The sequence below is a fragment of the Streptomyces sp. NPDC000880 genome, from assembly GCF_053599675.1.
Window position 1 is genome coordinate 1 of record NZ_JBSFMS010000141.1, and the last position, 18498, is coordinate 18498.

The 18498-nt window shown below is 69.9% G+C and carries 14 protein-coding genes and 1 pseudogene; 8 read left to right on the plus strand and 7 right to left on the minus strand.

The features are described 5' to 3' along the window. The 3 genes from sufB to ACWDO5_RS30720 form a co-directional block, all read right to left on the minus strand. The coding region (sufB, locus tag ACWDO5_RS30710; protein ID WP_450533705.1) for a Fe-S cluster assembly protein SufB at positions 1–1181 on the minus strand (1181 nt) is incomplete at its 3' end. After that, positions 1178–1894 (minus strand): helix-turn-helix transcriptional regulator, encoded by a 717-nt coding sequence (locus ACWDO5_RS30715; protein WP_450533707.1) that lies wholly within the window; start codon positions 1892–1894, stop codon positions 1178–1180. The genes sufB and ACWDO5_RS30715, both read right to left, overlap by 4 nt. A 142-nt stretch (positions 1895–2036) precedes the next feature. Continuing rightward, complete coding sequence (locus ACWDO5_RS30720) at positions 2037–5609, minus strand: S8 family serine peptidase (RefSeq protein ID WP_450533708.1); 3573 nt, start codon at positions 5607–5609, stop codon at positions 2037–2039. 180 nt (positions 5610–5789) lie between these two features. On the opposite strand from ACWDO5_RS30720, the gene ACWDO5_RS30725 reads away from it, so the two are divergent. The 3 genes from ACWDO5_RS30725 (at position 5790) to ACWDO5_RS30735 (ending at position 8623) form a co-directional block, all read left to right on the plus strand. Then, positions 5790–6716 carry an ABC transporter ATP-binding protein gene (locus ACWDO5_RS30725; RefSeq protein WP_450533709.1) on the plus strand — a complete coding sequence of 309 codons (927 nt, stop codon included), beginning with the start codon at positions 5790–5792 and terminating at the stop codon, positions 6714–6716. After that, positions 6713–7480: an ABC transporter permease gene (locus ACWDO5_RS30730; RefSeq protein ID WP_450533710.1), complete on the plus strand. Its 768-nt coding sequence runs from the start codon at positions 6713–6715 to the stop codon at positions 7478–7480. Before ACWDO5_RS30725 ends, ACWDO5_RS30730 begins: the two co-directional genes overlap by 4 nt. A gap of 183 nt (positions 7481–7663) precedes the next feature. After that, positions 7664–8623 carry a COX15/CtaA family protein gene (locus tag ACWDO5_RS30735; RefSeq protein ID WP_450533711.1) on the plus strand — a complete coding sequence of 320 codons (960 nt, stop codon included), beginning with the start codon at positions 7664–7666 and terminating at the stop codon, positions 8621–8623. On the opposite strand, the gene ACWDO5_RS30740 is transcribed toward ACWDO5_RS30735, so the two are convergent. The 3 genes from ACWDO5_RS30740 to ACWDO5_RS30750 form a co-directional block, all read right to left on the minus strand. Continuing rightward, on the minus strand, positions 8609–9697 hold the full coding sequence (locus tag ACWDO5_RS30740; RefSeq protein ID WP_450533713.1) for an amidohydrolase family protein: 1089 nt from the start codon (positions 9695–9697) through the stop codon (positions 8609–8611). The two genes, ACWDO5_RS30735 and ACWDO5_RS30740, sit on opposite strands and share 15 nt — an antisense overlap. A 65-nt stretch (positions 9698–9762) precedes the next feature. Further along, positions 9763–10101, minus strand: a complete 339-nt coding sequence (locus ACWDO5_RS30745; RefSeq protein WP_450533714.1) for a hypothetical protein — start codon at positions 10099–10101, stop codon at positions 9763–9765. Between the two features lie 24 nt (positions 10102–10125). Continuing rightward, positions 10126–11073 (minus strand): heme o synthase, encoded by a 948-nt coding sequence (locus ACWDO5_RS30750; RefSeq protein WP_450533715.1) that lies wholly within the window; start codon positions 11071–11073, stop codon positions 10126–10128. 316 nt (positions 11074–11389) lie between these two features. Between ACWDO5_RS30750 and tkt the strand changes: the two genes are divergently transcribed. Genes tkt through pgl form a run of 5 tightly spaced genes read left to right on the plus strand, consistent with a single transcriptional unit; the run spans position 11390 to position 18021 of the window. After that, entirely contained in the window at positions 11390–13477 is a 2088-nt protein-coding gene (gene tkt, locus ACWDO5_RS30755) for a transketolase (protein ID WP_450533716.1), read from the plus strand. A gap of 34 nt (positions 13478–13511) precedes the next feature. Then, on the plus strand, positions 13512–14654 hold the full coding sequence (tal, locus tag ACWDO5_RS30760) for a transaldolase (RefSeq protein WP_450533717.1): 1143 nt from the start codon (positions 13512–13514) through the stop codon (positions 14652–14654). A 6-nt stretch (positions 14655–14660) separates the two neighbouring features. Further along, positions 14661–16190 carry a glucose-6-phosphate dehydrogenase gene (gene zwf, locus ACWDO5_RS30765; protein ID WP_450533718.1) on the plus strand — a complete coding sequence of 510 codons (1530 nt, stop codon included), beginning with the start codon at positions 14661–14663 and terminating at the stop codon, positions 16188–16190. Next, positions 16187–17242, plus strand: coding sequence for a glucose-6-phosphate dehydrogenase assembly protein OpcA (gene opcA, locus ACWDO5_RS30770; protein ID WP_450533720.1), 1056 nt, complete (start codon positions 16187–16189; stop codon positions 17240–17242). Before zwf ends, opcA begins: the two co-directional genes overlap by 4 nt. After that, a complete protein-coding gene (gene pgl, locus ACWDO5_RS30775; RefSeq protein WP_450533721.1) occupies positions 17239–18021 on the plus strand; it encodes a 6-phosphogluconolactonase in 783 nt (260 codons plus the stop codon). Before opcA ends, pgl begins: the two co-directional genes overlap by 4 nt. A 194-nt stretch (positions 18022–18215) precedes the next feature. Here pgl and ACWDO5_RS30780 read toward each other — a convergent pair. After that, positions 18216–18498, minus strand: a pseudogene (locus ACWDO5_RS30780) (PH domain-containing protein); the annotation flags it as partial.

Consider the following 18498-nt stretch of genomic DNA (forward strand, 5'->3'; position numbering starts at 1 on the left):
GACCGCGAGATCGTGTCGACCAGCAGCGCGTCACAGAGCACATTGGACTTCGCGCCCGGCGCGCCCTCGCCGATCTCGATCAGACCGCGGTAGGAGGTGCGGCCGCCGCCTCGTGCCACCGACTTGGAGACGATGTTGGACGAGGTGTTCGGTGCCATGTGGACCATCTTGGCGCCGGCGTCCTGGTGCTGGCCCTCGCCCGCGAAGGCGATGGACAGGGTCTCGCCCTTGGCGTGCTCGCCCATCAGGTAGACGGCCGGGTACTTCATGGTGACCTTGGAGCCGATGTTGCCGTCGACCCACTCCATGGTCGCGCCCTCGTACGCCACGGCGCGCTTGGTGACCAGGTTGTAGACGTTGTTCGACCAGTTCTGGATCGTCGTGTAGCGGCAGCGGCCGCCCTTCTTGACGATGATCTCGACGACGGCGCTGTGCAGCGAGTCAGAGGAGTAGATCGGGGCGGTACAGCCCTCGACGTAGTGGACGTAGGCGTCCTCGTCGACGATGATCAGCGTCCGCTCGAACTGGCCCATGTTCTCCGTGTTGATACGGAAGTAGGCCTGCAGCGGGATGTCGACCTGCACACCCTTCGGCACGTAGATGAACGATCCGCCGGACCACACGGCGGAGTTCAGCGAGGCGAACTTGTTGTCGCCGACCGGGATGACGGTGCCGAAGTACTCCTGGAAGAGCTCAGGGTGCTCCTTCAGCGCGGTGTCCGTGTCGAGGAAGATGACGCCCTGCTCCTCCAGGTCCTCACGGATCTGGTGGTAGACGACCTCGGACTCGTACTGGGCGGCGACGCCGGCGACCAGGCGCTGCTTCTCCGCCTCCGGGATACCGAGCTTGTCGTAGGTGTTCTTGATGTCCTCGGGCAGGTCCTCCCAGGACTCCGCCTGCTTCTCGGTGGACCGCACGAAGTACTTGATGTTGTCGAAGTCGATCCCCGACAGGTCCGAGCCCCAGCTCGGCATGGGCTTCTTGTCGAACAGCCGCAGACCCTTGAGGCGCAGCTTCAGCATCCACTCCGGCTCGTTCTTCTTCGTCGAGATGTCGCGGACGACTTCCTCGGACAGTCCGCGCTTGGCCGCGGCACCGGCCGCGTCGGAGTCGGCCCAGCCGAATTCGTACGTACCCAGACCCTCGAGTTCGGGGTGGGCAGTCTCCGTGGGGAGAGTCATGCGGGGTTCCTCCCGGCCGTGTTTGCAGATCCTGATGGTGTCGTGGTCTTGGGAATGAACGTCGTGCAGACCCCGTCGCCGTGGGCGATGGTGGCCAGTCGCTGTACGTGCGTCCCGAGCAGGCGGGAGAAGGTCTCCGTCTCCGCCTCGCACAGCTGCGGGTACCGCTCGGCAACGTGAGCGACCGGGCAGTGGTGCTGACAGAGCTGCTCGCCGACCGGTGCGTTACGCGCCGTAGCAGCGTACCCGTCGGCACTCAGGGCCTTGGCCAGCGCTTCGGTGCGATCCTCGGGGGCTGCGGCCTCGATCGCCTGCCGGTAGGTCTCCGCCTGTGCCTCGAGGCGGTCGCGGGCGAAGGCGGCGACCGCCTCCTCTCCGCCTGCGTTCTGCTCGATCCAGCGGAGAGCGTCCACGGCCAGCGTGTCGTACGACTGCTCGAAGGCGTCCCGGCCGCAGTCGGTCAGCGCGAACACCTTCGCGGGTCGCCCACGGGTCCGTGCGCCATAGACCCGCTGCTCACGGGACTCGACGACGTTCTCGGCGACGAGCGAGTCGAGGTGGCGACGGACGGCGGCCTGGGTGAGGCCGAGGCGACCTGCGAGATCGGCCACGGTGGACGGGCCGTGGTCCAGGATGGACCGCGCGACCCGGTTACGCGTGGAGTGCTCACCGGTCGCAAGTTCCTCATGCGGAGCCTCGCCGACGTTTTTCACAACGCCATTGTTGCGTAATTCCCCGGACCGTGACAACTGTCGTCCAAGGCGTGAACCGGTGGGGTACATCACTAAGGGTTACCTAAGGTCAGGGCCCGTCCGCAGCTGCCGGACGGGCCCTGACCAGGGAATCGCCAGGGAATTACCCGGCGAGATCCGGACGGTCGGTGACCCTGATCGAATTCACCAGAGTCTTGCCGGCATTCGCCACGAAACGCAGGTTGAGCTGGCCGTCGGTGACCCGCACCGTGAAGGCCCGCTCGTGCGCGGTGCGGACGCCTGCCTCCAGCGCCAGGTCGAGGTTGGGCACGTACTGCGTCCCCTCGGCCATCACGTCGAAGACCCGGTCCGTCGGATCCTTGGAGCTCAGCTCCGCGAAGCCCAGCTCGATCCGGTAGGTGCCGGCCGGCAGGCCGTCGAAGCGGTACTCGTACATGCCCTGGCGGGCGGTCCGGTAGAGCTTCGAGTCGGCCGCGCCCGTGATCGAACGGGTCGTGGAGAGCTCACTGGCGCTGCCCAGATATCCGTACGCACCGGCGGCGTGCTTGCGGTCCGGCCCCCAGGTGTCGCCGAGAGCGTCCACCGCGGACTGGGCCGTTCCGGTGTCGATCGCCGTCTGATAGGCGGGCACGACCACGGTGACCGGGATGTCGATCACCGGTCTGCGGCCGCTGTCGGACTTCACCTGCAGGGTCCCGGTCAGGACCGTGCCCGGGGCGGCCCCGGTGGTGTCGACGCTGAGCGCTACCTGCTGCGATGCGCCGGCAGCCAGCTGTCCGGTGCCGGGCGCCGCCTTGATCCAGCTCTTGCCGTCCTTCTCGGCGACCGTGAAGGGGGTGGCGGAGCCCGTGTTGGCGAGGGTGAGCGTACGGGTGCGCTGCTGCGTCGCCGGTACGACGACGGTCACTGCCGTGCTGTCGGCTGCGACCCGACCCGTCTTGAGGGCCGTGTCGGACACCGCGATCTCGCCCGGCTTCGGGGTCTGCTGGGCGCTCGCCCCGGTGTAGGCGGGGGCGGAGACGGCGATGTCGTACGGAGCGCCGGCGGGCACCTGGAGGAGATAGCCGCCGTCGGCACCGGTGGTGTCACTGCCGGTCGCCGTGCCGGCGCTGCTCACCGCGACGGCCGCACCCGCCACCGGCTTGCTGTCGTTGGCGTCGGTGACCCGGCCCGCGACGACCGCGGTCTTGGTCGTACGGAGGGCGATGACCATCCCGTCGCGGACGGTGCCTTCGTTGAAGGAGTAGAGAAGCGCGTCGGTGCCGGTCGCGTTCTCGGCGCCGATGGTCGCGCCGGAGCCGTTCTCGAATCCGGTTCCGGAGATGTCCTTGTACTGGAAGGACGCGGAGCCGTCCTCGCCGAGGACCGCGGCGAAGGAGACCCGCTCGGCCGTGGTCGCCGCGATCAGCGCGTTGCGCCACTCGACGACGATCTTCCGGTGCGGGGCGGTGCCGGTCGCGGACCAGTACACGCCCGCGTCGGCGTCGACTGTGAGGTTGTCCCAGAACGGATAGAGCGAGCCGTTGGGGGCGAAAGTGGTGGGCAGGGTGGAGTTGCTGCTGGAGGTGGAGGCGGTCCCGAAGGACAGCACGCCGTCGATGGACGCGCTCGCCGACCGGTAGGTGCGTCCGTAGAACGCCACCGGGAACGGCAGCTCGAAGGAGGCCGTGCCGAAAGTGGTGCTGCTGTACGCCAGCTTGGTGGCACCGGCCGGGAAGTCGCCGCCGCCCAGCGAGCAGGCCGTGCCGAAGGCGTCGGTCCGGTCGGGCAGGGCGATGTCCTTGACCGTGTTCCCGGTGACCTCGACGCGGACGCTGGTCGCCGATGCGCAGCGGTGGCCGGGGGTGACGGCGAGGTCGTACGTGCCGACCGGGAGCCGCAGCGTGTACGCGCCGTCGGCGCCGGACTTGGCGGTGACCGGGGTGCCCTGGGCGGTGACAACGGCGCTCGCCTCGGCCCCGGCATAGCTGGTGACCTTGCCGGTGACGTCGGCGGACGCGGCCTCGTCGAGTGCGAAGTCCTTGACCGTGCTGCCGTTCTCGACGACGGTGACGGACCCCTGGGAGGTGACGTATCCGAACTTGGCGACCCTGACCGTGTAGTCGCCGACCATCAGCTTCGGCAGGGCATAGCCGCCGTCGGCGCCGGTGGTGACGGTCGTCTTCATCGGGCCCTCGAAGCGCAGGGTGGCGTCGGCGAGCGGGCCGGCGGCCGTGCTGACCTTGCCGCTGACCGCGCCGAGCGCGCCACGCGGGGCGGCGGTGACGGCGGCGTACGCGTCGAGGCGGCCCTCGCCGAAGACGTTGTTGTCGGCGGCCGTGCCGCCGCAGGTGGTGTTGTCCACGTCGACGGCGGTGGAGTCGAGGAGCTTCTCGGTCTCGGCGACATTGCCGCGGATCGCGGGCGACGCCGACCACATCAGCGCCACGGTGGCGGCGGTGTGCGGTGAGGCCATGGACGTACCGGAGATGGAGTTGTAGCCGCCGCCTGTCCAGGAGGAGCGGACGTTGACGCCGGGTGCGGCGAGGTTGGGCTTGAGGCCGCCGGCCTCACCGGTGCCGCGCGAAGAGAAGGACGCGATGGCGTTGTTGATGTCGAACGCGCCGGAGGAGTACGAGTCGGCGTACGTGCCGGGCGAGCCCGAGGTGTTGCAGCCGGGGCCGCTGTTGCCGTTGGAGAACGCCGGGAAGATGCCCGCGTCCCGCCACGACTGCACGACCTCCTTGTACCAGGGGTCCATGACGGTGCTGCCCCAGGAGTTGTTCACCACGTCCGGGGCGAGGTCGGGGCGGGGGTTGGCGCCTGCCGGGTCGGTCGGGGCGACGATCCACTGGCCGGAGCGGAGCAGCGAGTCGCGGCTGCAGGAGCTGGATTCGCATCCCTTGGCGGCGATCCACTTGGCGTCGGGGGCGACGCCGACCTGATTGCCCGCGCCGTCGTCGCCGACCATGGTGCCCATGGTGTGGGTGCCGTGGCCGTTGTTGTCGCACGGTGCGGTGCCGGTGCAGACTTTGGCCGGATCGAACCAGTTGTAGGCGTTGTCGTAGCTGCCGTCGGACTTCAGCCCGCGGTACTTCGCCTTGACGGCCGGGTGGTCGAACTGCACGCCGGAGTCGATGCTGGCGACGACCACTCCCTCGCCGCGTACGCCGAGTTCGGACCAGACCTTGGGGGCGTTGATCCGGTCGATGTTCCACTCGACGGCGTCCAGGCGCGGTTCGTTCTTCCCCGGCAGCGGGTCGGGGATGGTGATCGGGTCGTCGGCCTCGAGCGCGGCGACGTCGGTGCGCGCCGCGATCTTCTCGGCGAGCGCCTTGTCGGCGGTGACCTTGAGGGTGTTGGCGATCCAGAAGGACTCGTAGCGGACGTCGGCGCTGTCCAGCATGGCCCTGAGCGGGGCCTGGGACTTAGCGGCGTACGCCCGCTTCGTCTCGTAGAGCGTGCGTGCCTTGGCGGTCTTGCCCTTGGCCCGGCGAGCGGCCGAGGTGTCGGCCTCATGCGTCAGGGCGACCCAGAAGGTCGCCCTGTCCTTGGCGTCGAGCTGCGCGAGGACGCCGGGCTCGGTCTTGATCCGATAGGCGGAGGGTGCGGACGGTAAGGCGGCGTCGGGGTCCTGCGCCTGCGCGGGGGCGGCACCGAGGGCGATGGGCAGTGCTACGGCTATGGCGGTCAGGGCGGCGAGTGTTGCCCGCCGCCCCGGTCTGTGTCTGGCCACGAACGCTCCTTCGTGAGTGGGTTCGTATCGACACTCGATCGTGAAGGAGTTGGCAGGTTCATGTGAAGAACGCCTCAGGAGTCAGTTCAGGCCATTCCTGCCCCGGGTGTGCCTGCCCTTCTGCCGGGACCCGGGCCCCCGCCCCCCGGCGGCCTTGCCGCCCCGCCTAGACTTCCCGGCATGCGAAGCGAGTCCGTCGTCCAGATCCGGGGACTGGTCAAGCGGTACGGATCCAAGACGGCCGTGGACGGCCTCGACCTCGAGGTCCCCCAGGGCTCCGTGACCGCCGTCCTCGGCCCCAACGGAGCGGGCAAGACCACCACCGTCGAGACCTGCGAGGGCTACCGCCGCCCCGACGCCGGAACGGTGCGGGTCCTCGGCCTCGATCCGGTCGCCGACGCCGCGAAGCTGCGACCCAGGATCGGCGTGATGCTCCAGTCCGGCGGCGTCTACTCCGGCGCCCGCGCCGACGAGATGCTCCGCCACATGGCGAAACTGCACGCCCACCCGCTGGACGTGGACGCGCTGATCGAGCGGCTCGGCCTCGGCAGCTGCGGCCGTACGACCTACCGGCGGCTCTCCGGAGGCCAGCAGCAGCGGCTCGCCCTGGCGATGGCCGTCGTCGGCCGCCCCGAACTGGTCTTCCTGGACGAGCCGACCGCGGGCCTGGACCCGCAGGCCCGGCGGTCCACCTGGGAGCTCGTACGCGAACTGCGCGCGGACGGCGTCTCAACCGTCCTCACCACCCACTTCATGGACGAGGCCGAAGAGCTGGCGGACCATGTCGCGATCATCGACGCGGGCAAGGTCGTCGCCGAGGGCAGCCCGGAACAGCTCTGCCGCGGCGGCGCCGAGAACACGCTGCGCTTCACGGGGCGGCCCGGTCTGGACGTCGGCTCGCTGCTGAAGGCGCTGCCGGACGGCACGGAGGCGGTGGAGCTCACGCCCGGCGCGTACCGGATCACCGGCCAGGTGGACCCGCAACTGCTGGCGACCGTGACGTCCTGGTGCGCACAGCACGGCGTGATGCCGGACGGCATCTCGGTCGAGCGCCACACTCTGGAGGATGTCTTTCTTGAGCTGACCGGCAAGGAGCTGCGCTCATGAGCGTCGGTACGTACAACCCGGCGCCCGGCGCCGCGCCGCTGCCCCGCATGATCGCGGCGCAGACCGCGTTCGAGACGAAGATGCTGCTGCGCAACGGTGAGCAGCTGTTGCTCACCGTCATCATCCCCTCGCTCCTGCTGGTGCTGTTCTCGACCGTCGACATCATCGACACGGGAGAAGGCAGGCCGGTCGACTTCCTGGCCCCCGGCGTCCTCGCCCTCGCCGTGATGTCCACCGCCTTCACCGGGCAGGCCATCGCGACCGGCTTCGAGCGGCGGTACGGAGTCCTCAAGCGCCTCGGCGCCTCGCCGCTCCCCCGCTGGGCGCTGATGACCGCCAAGACGTTCTCGGTCCTGGCCACCGAGATCCTCCAGATCGTGCTGCTGACCGTGATCGCGTTCGCGCTCGGCTGGTCCCCGGAGGGCAACCTTCTCTCCGTACTGCTGCTGCTCGTCCTCGGCACCGCTGCCTTCTCCGGCCTCGGTCTGCTGATGGCCGGGACGCTCAGGGCCGAGGCGACGCTGGCAGCCGCCAACCTGGTCTTTCTGCTGCTCCTGGTGGGCGGCGGCGTGATCGTGCCGCTGGACAGGTTCCCGGACGGCGTCCAGTCGGTCCTCGCGCTGCTGCCGATCTCCGCGCTCTCGGACGGCCTGCGCGATGTGCTCCAGAACGGCGCCGCGCTGCCGTGGGGCGATCTGGGCATCCTCGCCGTCTGGGCGGTGCTCGCACTGGGCGCGGCCGCCCGGCTCTTCCGCTGGGAGTGACGCACGCGCCGGATGAGCCCTGCCAGGATCCGCGTGGCGGGAGGCCTCGATGGACCGAACTGCCGCGCTGCGCGCGCTTCCGGCTGACGTACGCACCCGCCCTGGCCTGGAACGCGGGCCGGGCCGTACCCGGACCGGACCCCTCGTGAAAACGTGCACAATCACCCGTTTACGATAGGGGCCGTGCTGACCCCCCTCGCCTGTATCGCCCAGCGCTGGACGCCGACTCCCAAAACGCTCCGGCGCGCCGCGCTCTCCGCCGTCGTGATGAGCGTGGTCATCATCGTCACCGGCGGCGCGGTCCGGCTGACCGGCTCCGGCCTCGGCTGCGACACCTGGCCCAAGTGCACGGACGACAGCCTCTTCGCCACGCCCGAGCAGGGCATCCACGGCGCGATCGAGTTCGGCAACCGGATGCTGACGTACGTCCTGTCGGCCGCGGTCGGCTGGACGATCATCGCGGCGCGCGCGGTCAAGCCGCTGCGGCGCGGGCTGACCCGGCTCGCCTGGTCGCAGTTCTGGATCGTGATGGGCAACGCGGTGCTCGGCGGCATCACCGTGTGGGCGGGCCTCAACCCGTGGACCGTGGCCGGGCACTTCATGCTCGCCACCGGGCTGCTCACGGTCACCACCGTCACTTGGCAGCGGGCCCGCGAGGGCGACGGCGCACCACGCCCGCGCGTCCCGCGTCCGGTCCGCAAGCTGTCGTGGGCGATCGTCGTCACCTCCGTGCTGCTGATCGCGCTCGGCACCTCGGTGACCGGTTCCGGCAAGCACGCCGGCGACAGCAGCGATGTGCCGCGCATGCCCTGGGACTGGACGGACGCCGCACACGTTCACGCGGTCGCCGCCTGGGTGGTCTGTGCGCTGGCCGTCGCGATGTGGCTGGTGCTGCGCGTGGTCGACGCCCCCGACGACACCCGGGCGCGCGCCCGGGACCTGCTGATCGTGCTGCTCCTGCAGGGCGGAGTGGGCTATACGCAGTACTTCACCGGGGTTCCCGAGGCCCTGGTCGCCGCCCATATGCTCGGCTCCGCGCTGATGTGGATCGCGGTGGTGCGCCTGGCGCTGAGCCTGCGCGAGCGGCCGCGGACGGATGCCGGGATCCCGGACCGGACCGACTCGGCGCTATCGAACGTCTGACAGTCCGTAGACGCGGGCGGCATTGCCCGCCGCGATCATCCCGGCGACCCGTTCCGCGTCCGCACGAGCCCAGGCGCCGTCACCGACCCAGCCGCCGAGCACCCGTGCGAGCGCCTCGCGGAAGATCCGGGCGCCCACCACATGCAGCTCGGGCAGCCCGCGCGCGCCGCTGGAGAAGAGCAGCTTCCCGAACGGCGCCAGCTCCAGGATCTCCGCGAGCACGGCCGCGGCCCGCGCCCCCGTGTGCACCAGGGCGGGCCCCAGATCGGCGTACACGTGCGGGTACACGCTCGCCAGATGCGCGGCATGGCGGTGGTACGGATAGCCGTGCAGCAGCACCAGATCGGTGCCGAGCCCAGCGGTGGCGGCCGCGAAGCCGGTCATCAGCATCGGGTCCTCCACGCCGACATGGAGCTGGAGCGGCAGTCCCGATGCGACCGCGATCCACAGCAGATGCCGGACCAGTACGGGATCGGTGAGCTTGCCGCCGACGTGCCGGGCGGCCAGCCAGCGGGCGGCCGCGCCGCGCACCTCCCCGGGGCCCGGCGGCTCGGGCGCGAGGGCGAGCCCGTGGCCCACGGCGCCGACGGAGGTGAAGGCGACCGCGGACGCGGCGGCTCCGTGCACGGCCTCGGCAAGGTTCGCGAGGAAGCTCTCGACGGTGCCCGAGGTGTCGGCGACCTGTTCGGCGAGGAGTTCGAGGCGGACGATCTCGCGGGCCTCGGCCGCGCCCGCGGCGGCGATCTCGGGCGGCCCGGTGAGATCCCCGGGCAGCCCGGTGTCCACCAGATAGGTGGAGATTCCGCTGCCTCTCAGCAGCCGTCTGCCCGCCTCCAGCACGCCCAGTTCACGCCGGCGGGCGAGATAGCGGGCGGGCGGGCAGTGCGGCTCGAGACCCAGCAGCGGCGGGCACCAGCGCCGTACCGCGAAGCCGGTCTGCGTGTCGAAGAAGGTGGTGCCGGGGGCCGGCGGCCCGGTGGTCCGGCCGAGATGCGCCTCGAAGGTGCCCAGGCCGAGCTCCGTACGGAGCACTCCGTGGCAGTACTGGTCCACGAGGGTCGGGGTGTCGATCATCCAGGCTCCCAGTCATGGACTGTGTTTGCACAGTCCTAACGGGTGACACCCGCACGAGGTGTTGGTCAGCCGTTGGACGGGCCCCCGACCTGGATGCCTGCCATCCGGGTCCACTCGTACGGCCCAGTGCGGACCTTCGCCGCGAACTCCCCGTCGAACGACTCGTGCAGCGTGATCCCGGCCTTCTCGGCCGCGGCCTGGGCGATGTCGTGGCTCGGCGCCACGAGGTCGCCCCAGCCGCCGTCCTCGCCGACGAGCACGATGCGGGTGCCCATCTGACCGAGGTACGCGAGCTGCCCCTCGGCGCCGCCGTGCGCCTTGGCGAAGGCGCCGATCTGCTTGGCGAGCCCGGCCGCCTTGCGCTCTGCCTGCTTGACCTGCTTGGCCTGCTTCGTATCTGCCATGAACAGGATGCTACCCACTGGTAGCTAACGCAGGAAGGGGTCCACCGCGACGGCCACGAAGAGCAGCGAGACGTAGGTGATGGACCAGTGGAAGAGCCGCATCTCCTTGAGCTTGCCGCCGGTGGCGCCGCCCTTAGCGCGGTTCTGCAGGGAGTGTGCCTCCCAGAGCCACCAGCCGCCCGTCGCCAGCGCCACCACGGTGTAGAACCAGCCGGTGTAGCCGAGCGGCGTCAGCATCAGCGAGACAGCGACCATCGCCCAGCTGTAGAGGACGATCTGGCGGGCAACGACTTTGTTGGAGGCGACGACGGGGAGCATCGGGACGCCGACGCGCGCGTAGTCCTCCTTCACCTTCATCGACAGCGGCCAGTAGTGCGGCGGCGTCCAGAAGAAGATGACGAGGAAGAGGATGAGCGCGGCCCACGACATCGAGTTGGTGACGGCGGACCAGCCGATCAGGACCGGCATACAGCCGGCGATGCCTCCCCAGACGATGTTCTGCGAGGTTCGGCGCTTGAGGATCATCGTGTAGACGACGACGTAGAAGAGCAGCGCGCCGAGCGACAGTGCCGCGGACAGCCAGTTGACGAGCAGCCCGAACCAGAGGGTGGAGACGACCGCGAGTACCAGGCCGAAGACCAGGCCCTCGCGGGGCGACACCATTCCGGTGACCAGCGGGCGCTGCGACGTGCGGTCCATCAGGGCGTCGATGTCGCGGTCGATGTACATGTTCAGCGCGTTGGCGCCGCCGGCCGAGAGGTATCCGCCGATGCACGTCGTGAGCACGAGCCAAAGGTCGGGCACGTCCTGCGCGGCCAGGAACATCACCGGGACGGTGGTGATCAGCAGCAGCTCGATGATTCGCGGCTTGGTCAGCGCCACGAATGCCTTGACGCGGGCCCCGAACGGCCGATGGCCCCCCGGGCTCGGAGTCAAGACGACCCCTGCGGGTCGGGACTCGACGGCTGTCACCTACACCCCTGACAGAGAAATCCCAGCAAGCTCCCGGAGTGAGGACCGGGTAAAGACTTGCGCGTACCACGCCACTCTAGACGTTGCCGATACGCCGATCTTCGCGGGGGTGGGCACGTGTTGAGCGGCAGCCCCGGCCCGTGCGTATACCTCGCCAGGAGGCGAAGAACACCCAGCGATTGCACCCTGGCTGTACCTGATTCTTTCAAAGACCTGCACTCGAAAAGTTGCGCGTTGTTCCGGGGGTAGGCTCGACAACGCCCGGTGCTTCCGTCGTCACCGGGATACGACATGTGGAGAGGAGCCCTGACCCAGGGTGAGCACCAAGCCGACCACCACAGCCCTCGAGTGGACCGATCTGGACCAGCGGGCCGTTGACACCGTCCGCGTCCTGGCCATGGATTCCGTACAGAAGGTCGGCAACGGCCACCCCGGTACGGCCATGAGCCTCGCGCCCGCCGCGTACGTACTGTTCCGGAAGCTGATGCGGCACGACCCCGCCGATCCGGACTGGACCGGCCGCGACCGGTTCGTGCTCTCCGCGGGCCACTCGTCGCTGACCCTCTACATCCAGCTCTACCTGGCCGGGTACGGCCTGGAGCTCGACGATCTGAAGGCGTTCAGGACCTGGGGTTCGAAGACTCCGGGCCACCCGGAGTACGGGCACACCCCGGGCGTCGAGACGACGACCGGGCCGCTAGGCCAGGGTGTCGCCAACGCGGTGGGCATGGCCATGGCCTCTCGCTACGAGCGCGGTCTGTTCGACCCGGATGCCGCCCAGGGCGCCTCCCCGTTCGACCACACCATCTGGGCCATCGCCGGTGACGGCTGCCTCCAGGAGGGCATCTCCGCGGAGGCGTCCTCGCTGGCCGGTCACCAGAAGCTGGGCAATCTGGTGCTGCTGTGGGACGACAACCACATCTCCATCGAGGGCGACACGGAGACGGCCGTCTCCGAGGACACCCTCAAGCGGTACGAGGCGTACGGCTGGCACGTCCAGCGCGTCGAGCAACTGCCCAACGGCGACCTCGACCCGGCCGGCCTGTACAACGCCCTGAAGGCGGCGCAGGCCGAGACCGAGCGCCCGTCGTTCATCGCGATGCGCTCGATCATCGCCTGGCCCGCGCCGCACGCACAGAACACCGAGGCCGCGCACGGCTCGGCCCTCGGCGAGGAAGAGGTCGCGGCCACCAAGCGCGTCCTGGGCTTCGACCCGGAGAAGTCCTTCGAGGTCTCCGACGAGGTCCTCGCGCACACCCGTGAGGCGCTCGACCGCGGCCGCGAGGCCCGCGGCGAGTGGGAGAAGACCTTCGCCGCATGGCGCACCGCCAACCCGGAGCGCGCCGCCGAGTTCGACCGGATCCGCGCGGGCGAGCTCCCCGCGGGCTGGGAGGACCGGCTCCCGGAGTTCGAGACCGGCAAGGGCGTCGCCACCCGCGCCGCCTCCGGCAAGATCCTCCAGGCGCTGGGCGCGGTCATCCCCGAGCTCTGGGGCGGCTCCGCCGACCTGGCCGGCTCCAACAACACGACGATCGACAAGACCTCGTCGTTCCTGCCCAAGGGCAACCCGCTTCCTGGGGCCGACCCGTACGGCCGCACGATCCACTTCGGCATCCGCGAGCACGCCATGGCCGGGGCCATGAACGGCATCGCGCTGCACGGCAACACCCGTATCTACGGCGGCACCTTCCTGGTGTTCTCCGACTACATGCGCAACGCGGTACGGCTCTCGGCGCTGATGCACCTGCCGGTGACGTACGTCTGGACGCACGACTCGATCGGTCTCGGCGAGGACGGCCCGACGCACCAGCCGGTGGAGCACCTGGCCTCGCTGCGCGCCATCCCGGGCCTGAACATCGTCCGCCCGGCCGACGCCAACGAGACCGCGATCGCCTGGCGCGAGATCCTCAAGCGCTACACCAAGGAGTTCGGGGTCGGCGCCCCGCACGGTCTGGCGCTGACGCGCCAGGGTGTGCCCACGTACGAGCGCAACGAGGATGCGGCGAAGGGCGGTTACGTCCTGTTCGACGCCGAGGGCGGCGACGCGCAGGTCGTGCTGATCGGCACCGGCTCCGAGGTGCAGCTCGCCGTCGAGGCGCGCGAGCAGCTGCAGGCCGCGGGCGTCCCGACGCGGGTCGTCTCGATGCCGTCCGTCGAGTGGTTCGATGAGCAGGACCAGGTGTACAAGGACAGCGTTCTGCCGCCGGCGGTCAAGGCGCGGGTGGCGGTCGAGGCCGGTATCGGTCTGACCTGGCACCGCTTCGTGGGCGACGCCGGTCGCATCGTTTCGCTGGAGCACTTCGGCGCTTCGGCCGACGGCAAGGTCCTCTTCCGCGAGTTCGGCTTCACTGCCGAGAACGTGGCCGCCGCCGCCCGGGAATCTCTGGAAGCCGCCGCGCGCTGACGCCGGTATACGACAAGTAGGAGATGCAACTCTCATGACAGACGCACTCAAGCGCCTCTCCGACGAAGGCGTGGCGATCTGGCTCGACGACCTGTCGCGCAAGCGGATCACGTCCGGCAATCTCGCCGAACTGATCGACCAGCAGCACGTCGTGGGCGTCACCACCAACCCCTCCATCTTCCAGAAGGCCATCAGCAGCGGTGACGGCTACGAGCAGCAGCTCGCCGACCTCGCCGTACGCAAGGTGACCGTCGAGGAAGCCGTACGCATGATCACGACGGCGGACGTCCGGGACGCCGCCGACATCCTGCGGCCGGTCTTCGAGGCCACCGGCGGCCAGGACGGCCGGGTCTCCATCGAGGTCGACCCGCGCCTGGCCCACAACACCGAGGCGACCATCGCCGAGGCCAAGCAGCTGGCCTGGCTGGTGGACCGGCCCAACACCCTCATCAAGATCCCGGCGACGAAGGCCGGTCTGCCGGCGATCACCGAGGTCATCGGCAAGGGCATCAGCGTCAATGTCACGCTGATCTTCTCGCTGGAGCGCTACCGCGAGGTCATGGACGCCTACCTGACCGGTCTGGAGAAGGCGAAGGCCGCGGGCCTGGACCTTTCCAAGATCCAGTCGGTGGCGTCCTTCTTCGTGTCGCGCGTGGACACCGAGATCGACAAGCGTCTGGACGCGCTGGGCACGCCGGAAGCGAAGGAGGCCCGCGGCAAGGCGGCGCTGGCCAACGCACGGCTCGCCTACGAGGCGTACGAAGAGGTGTTCGGCTCTGCCGACAATTCGACGCAGCCCTCGGACCGCTGGGCCGCGCTCGACAAGGCGCAGGCCAACAAGCAGCGTCCGCTGTGGGCCTCGACGGGTGTCAAGGACCCGGCGTACAAGGACACGCTGTACGTCGACGAACTGGTCGCGCCCGGCACGGTGAACACCATGCCGGAAGCCACCCTCGAAGCCACCGCCGACCACGGCCAGATCACCGGTGACACGGTGCACGGCACGTACGAGCAGTCCCGCGCCGAACTCGACGCCGTCGAGAAGCTCGGTATCTCCTACAACGACGTCGTGCAGCTGCTCGAGGAAGAGGGCGTCGAGAAGTTCGCCTCGGCCTGGAACGACCTGCTCAAGTCGACCGAGGCCGAACTCAAGCGCCTCGCTCCTTCGGAGGGCTGAATCACCTTGTCCGGTACCGGCGGAGCCAATCCGCTCCGTGACCCCGCAGACCGACGGCTCCCGCGTATCGCGGGGCCGTCGGGCCTGGTCATCTTTGGTGTCACGGGCGATTTGTCACGTAAAAAGTTGATGCCTGCCGTCTATGACCTGGCCAACCGCGGGCTGCTGCCGCCGGGCTTCTCGCTCGTCGGCTTCGCCCGCCGCGAATGGCGGGACGAGGACTTCGCGCAGGAGGTCCACGACGCCGTCAAGGCGCACTCCCGTACGCCGTTCCGCGAGGAGGTCTGGCAGCAGCTCATCCAGGGGATGCGCTTCGTCCAGGGCACCTTCGACGACGATGACGCCTTCGAGCGGCTGAAGGCCACCATCGAAGACCTCGACAAGAAGCAGGGCACCGGCGGCAACTTCGCCTTCTACCTGTCCGTGCCGCCGAAGTTCTTCCCCAAGGTCGTCCAGCAGCTGAAGAAGCACGGGCTGGCCGAGCAGAAGGAAGGCTGGCGCCGCGCGGTCATCGAGAAGCCGTTCGGCCACGACCTGGCCTCCGCCAAGGAGCTCAACCAGGTGGTGCACGAGGTCTTCCCGGCCAACGAGGTCTTCAGGATCGACCACTACCTGGGCAAGGAGACAGTCCAGAACATTCTGGCGCTGCGCTTCGCCAACACCCTGTTCGAGCCGATCTGGAACCGGTCGTACGTCGACCATGTCCAGGTCACGATGGCCGAGGACATCGGCATCGGCGGCCGCGCGGGCTACTACGACGGCATCGGCGCCGCCCGTGACGTCATCCAGAACCACCTTCTCCAGCTGCTCGCGCTGACCGCGATGGAGGAGCCCGCCTCCTTCGACGCGGACGCACTCGCGGCCGAGAAGACCAAGGTCCTCGGCGCGGTGAAGCTGCCCCAGGACCTGTCCAAGAGCACGGTGCGCGCGCAGTACACGGCTGGCTGGCAGGGCGGCAAGAAGGCCGTCGGCTATCTCGAGGAAGAAGGCATCGACCCCAAGTCGAAGACCGACGCCTACGCCGCGATCAAGCTGGAGATCGACAACCGCCGCTGGGCGGGCGTCCCCTTCTATCTCCGTACGGGCAAGCGGCTCGGCCGCCGGGTCACCGAGATCGCGGTGGTCTTCCAGCGCGCCCCGCACTCCCCCTTCGACCGCACGGCCACCGAAGAGCTGGGCCAGAACGCCCTGGTCATCCGCGTCCAGCCGGACGAGGGCGTGACCTTGCGGTTCGGCTCGAAGGTGCCCGGCACCTCGATGGAGGTGCGGGACGTCTCCATGGACTTCGCGTACGGCGAATCCTTCACGGAGTCCAGCCCGGAGGCGTACGAACGGCTCATCCTCGACGTCCTGCTCGGCGACTCCAACCTCTTTCCGAGGGTCGAGGAGGTCGAGCTGTCCTGGAAGATCCTCGACCCGATCGAGGAGTTCTGGGACAAGCACGGCAAGCCCGCGCAGTACCCGGCCGGTACCTGGGGGCCGGTCGAGGCGGACGAAATGCTCGCACGAGACGGACGGAGCTGGCGTCGGCCATGAAGATCGACCTTACGGACACCACGTCCAGCAAGATCAACAAGGCGCTGGTGGACGGGCGGCGGGCAATCGGCACGCCGGCCGTCGGCATGGTCCTCACCCTTGTCATCGTCACCGATGAGGAGAACGCCTACGACGCGCTGAAGGCGGCCAACGAGGCGTCGCGCGAACACCCTTCGCGCAAGCTCGTCGTCATCAAGCGGATCTCGCGCTCGCCACGCGACCGGGCGCAGGCACGCCTGGACGCCGAGGTGCGGGTGGGCGCGGACGCGGGCACCGGCGAGACGGTCGTGCTTCGGCTCTACGGCGAGGTCATCGACCACGCCCAGTCGGTGGTTCTGCCGCTGCTGCTGCCGGACGCGCCGGTCGTGGTCTGGTGGCCGGTGAACGGGCCGACCAACCCGGCCAGTGACCCGCTGGGCGCGCTGGCGCAGCGCCGGGTGACGGACTCGTACGCCTCCGAACACCCGGTGGAGGACCTGATGGCGCGCGCCAAGGCGTACACCCCCGGCGACACCGATCTGGCGTGGACCCGGATCACACCGTGGCGCTCCATGCTCGCGGCCGCTCTGGACCAGGTGGCGTGCGAGGTCACCTCGGCGGAGGTGGAGGGCGAGGAGTTCAACCCGAGCTGCGAACTGCTCGGGATGTGGCTCGCCGACCGGCTGAAGGTGCCGGTGACGCGCTTGACTTCGTCGGGGCCCGGCCTCACGGCCGTCCGGATGGAGACGACCTGCGGCCCGATCGTGCTGGACCGGGCGGACGGCTCGCTTGCGACGCTGTCCATCCAGGGGCAGCCGGACCGGGCGGTGGCGCTGAAGCGGCGTGAGACGGCCGAGCTGATCGCGGAAGAGCTGCGGCGACTCGACCCGGACGACACATATGCGTCGGCGCTGCGGCTCGGCGTGGAGGGGCTCCGCTACGGCGCCGAGGCGTCGGGGTCCAGGGCGTCCGCGTCGCAGGCCACGTCCGGAGCGAAGTCCGAGACCAAGTCCGAGACCAAGCCCGCCCCCGCGAAGAAGGCCGCTCCGGCCAAGAAGGCGGCGGCGAAGTGAGTGCCCCGCAGCTCGTCGTCCACCGCGACAAGGAGCTGATGGCGCAGGCCGCGGCGGCACGGCTGATCACGAAGATCGTGGACGCCCAGGCCGCGCGCGGCTCCGCGTCGGTCGTGCTGACGGGCGGCCGCAACGGCAACGCCCTGCTCGCCGCCCTCAGGACCTCGCCGGCCCGGGACGCGATCGACTGGCCGCGTCTCGATCTGTGGTGGGGCGACGAGCGGTTCCTCCCGGAGGGCGACCCGGAGCGCAATGTCACGCAGGCCCGCGAGGCCCTGCTGGACAGCGTGCCGGTGGACCCGAAGCGGGTGCACGCGATGCCCGCGTCGGACGGTGTGTACGGCAGTGACGTGGACGCGGCAGCCGCCGCGTACGCGGCCGAACTCGCCGCGACGGCGGGCCCGGAGGACCACGGTCCGGTGCCGAGCTTCGATGTGCTGATGCTGGGGGTGGGGCCCGACACCCATGTGGCGTCGCTCTTCCCCGAGCTGCCCGCGGTCCGCGAGACGGAGCGCACGGTGGTCGGCGTGCACGGCGCGCCCAAGCCGCCCCCGACGCGTATCTCGCTCACGCTCCCGGCGATCCGGTCGGCGCGCGAGGTATGGCTGCTGGCGGCGGGCGAGGACAAGGCGAATGCGGTGGCGATGGCCCTGTCCGGCGCGGGCGAGATCCAGGCCCCGGCGGCGGGCGCCAGAGGCCGCCGCCGGACCCTGTGGCTCCTCGACTCGGCGGCGGCGTCACAGCTGCCGCGGGACCTGTATCCGCCTGCGTCGCCCTGACCGACGCGGAGCCCCGACTCCCCCGCGTGGGGGCTCCGCCCCCGACCCCCCGGTTCCGCCGGACGGCTTGATTGTTCGGGCCGACTTCTCCAGCCTCGCCGGGATTTGAGGCGCGGTGGTCTGGGGCGGAGCCCCAGTCGGGAGGAAGGCAAGCCCGCCGCAGGCTCAGCCCGTGCCCGAGTAGCCGGATGCGGTCATACGGGGATTGTCGCGCCGACCTCGGCCGAACCGCATCCCGCCATCCTGTCGCCCCGTACGAGGAACGGCTCCAGCAGCCCCGGCACCGCGTCCGACGCGAACGCCAGCCCCTCGCTCTCCCCCGCGTCGTACACCGAATACGCCCCCGCCCCCGCGGCCGTCGTCGCGGTCAGCGTCAGCACCCCGGCCCGGCGCTGGAAGACCGACTGCTTCACCGTCCAGCCGATGACCCCGCCCCGCTGCAGCGCGACCGTCGCGCGGCAGACCGTGCCGGAGCGG

What these genes read in the sequence shown, in the direction of transcription:
- ACWDO5_RS30725 (WP_450533709.1), top strand. Translation starts at nt 5,790, where the DNA reads ATGCGAAGCGAGTCCGTCGTCCAGATCCGGGGACTGGTCAAGCGGTAC.
- ACWDO5_RS30730 (WP_450533710.1), top strand. Translation starts at nt 6,713, where the DNA reads ATGAGCGTCGGTACGTACAACCCGGCGCCCGGCGCCGCGCCGCTGCCC.
- ACWDO5_RS30740 (WP_450533713.1), bottom strand. Translation starts at nt 9,697, where the DNA reads ATGATCGACACCCCGACCCTCGTGGACCAGTACTGCCACGGAGTGCTC.
- ACWDO5_RS30745 (WP_450533714.1), bottom strand. Translation starts at nt 10,101, where the DNA reads ATGGCAGATACGAAGCAGGCCAAGCAGGTCAAGCAGGCAGAGCGCAAG.
- tal (WP_450533717.1), top strand. Translation starts at nt 13,512, where the DNA reads ATGACAGACGCACTCAAGCGCCTCTCCGACGAAGGCGTGGCGATCTGG.
- opcA (WP_450533720.1), top strand. Translation starts at nt 16,187, where the DNA reads ATGAAGATCGACCTTACGGACACCACGTCCAGCAAGATCAACAAGGCG.